Source organism: Allokutzneria sp. NRRL B-24872, assembly GCF_002155965.1.
GTDB lineage: Bacteria > Actinomycetota > Actinomycetes > Mycobacteriales > Pseudonocardiaceae > Allokutzneria.
Window position 1 is genome coordinate 1 of the sequence record NZ_MUMH01000297.1, and the last position, 971, is coordinate 971.

1 protein-coding gene and 1 pseudogene are annotated in these 971 nt (G+C 69.3%); both read left to right on the forward strand.

Going from position 1 to position 971, the window contains the following annotated elements; genetic code table 11:
• Positions 1–517: pseudogene (locus CCN37_RS40535) on the forward strand (hypothetical protein); the annotation flags it as partial.
• Positions 518–655: 138 nt separating this feature from the next.
• Positions 656–817 (forward strand): hypothetical protein, encoded by a 162-nt coding sequence (locus CCN37_RS40540; protein WP_168201052.1) that lies wholly within the window; start codon positions 656–658, stop codon positions 815–817.
• Positions 818–971 lie beyond the last annotated feature (154 nt).

The following is a 971-nucleotide window of genomic DNA, read 5'->3' on the forward strand; positions in this document are numbered from 1 at the left end:
GGTCCTGCTCGTGCTGCTGCTCGTCGCCGTCATCGGCGGAGGCGGCTACGGCGTGTACCGCCTGCTCGACCAGACCCCGGCCAGCTCCGGCAGTTCGGGCTCGGGCAACACCGGCGGCGCCTCCGGTGGTTCCGGCGGCAGCTCGTCCTCGTCCTCGTCCGCGTCGTCGAAACCCGCCGTTCCCGGGGCGACCACCGCGCCGGACGGCCCTGTCGAGCTCGGCCAGGCCGGGCAGTTCATCGTGGACTACTACGTCGGCTCCGCGGACCTGCAGAAGCGGTGGGACATGCTGAGCGCGGGCGCGCAGGCGGCCTTCGGCAGCCGGGCCGACTTCGACGCCCACTGGAAGCAGTACCCGCGGATGTACTCCAACACGGCCAGGGGAGCGGGCCAGGACGCCGACAAGGCGTGGAAGGTCTCGATCCAGGTCACCTTCGCCCAGGGCCGGACCGAGCAGCGCGTCGTCCGCGTCACGAAGGTCGACGGCCAGTACAAGATCGACTCCGACAGCCGCTGAGCCCGGCGCGTCCACTGTGGACGCTCCGGTGCTCCGCCTCCCGCGCGGAGTGGGTTGCCACCGATCCGGCCGCGAGCGTGCTCAATCTCTGTCGGGGGAGAGATGACGTCGTTAGCGGCGTAGGGGACAATGTGTGAGGTGGACGTCAAGAAGATCCTCACCCTCGCAGCCATCGCGCTGGTGATCTACCTGCTGCTCAACGACCCGCAGGGCGCGGCCAACGGCGTGCAGAACGTCTTCGGCTGGCTGCGGGACGCGGCGCAGGCGGTGATCACGTTCATCCAGCGGCTCTTCGCCTGACGCCGAACGCCGCAACGCCCTGAGGAAAACCCCACCCCAGCTCGGTGGAAAACCTCAGGGACTTCCCACCTCCCGCGAAGGACAGTGGTTCCCACACCACACACCCCAGCGGAGGTTGGAAGATGAAGCACGCGCGTCGAACGCTCGCGGCCGC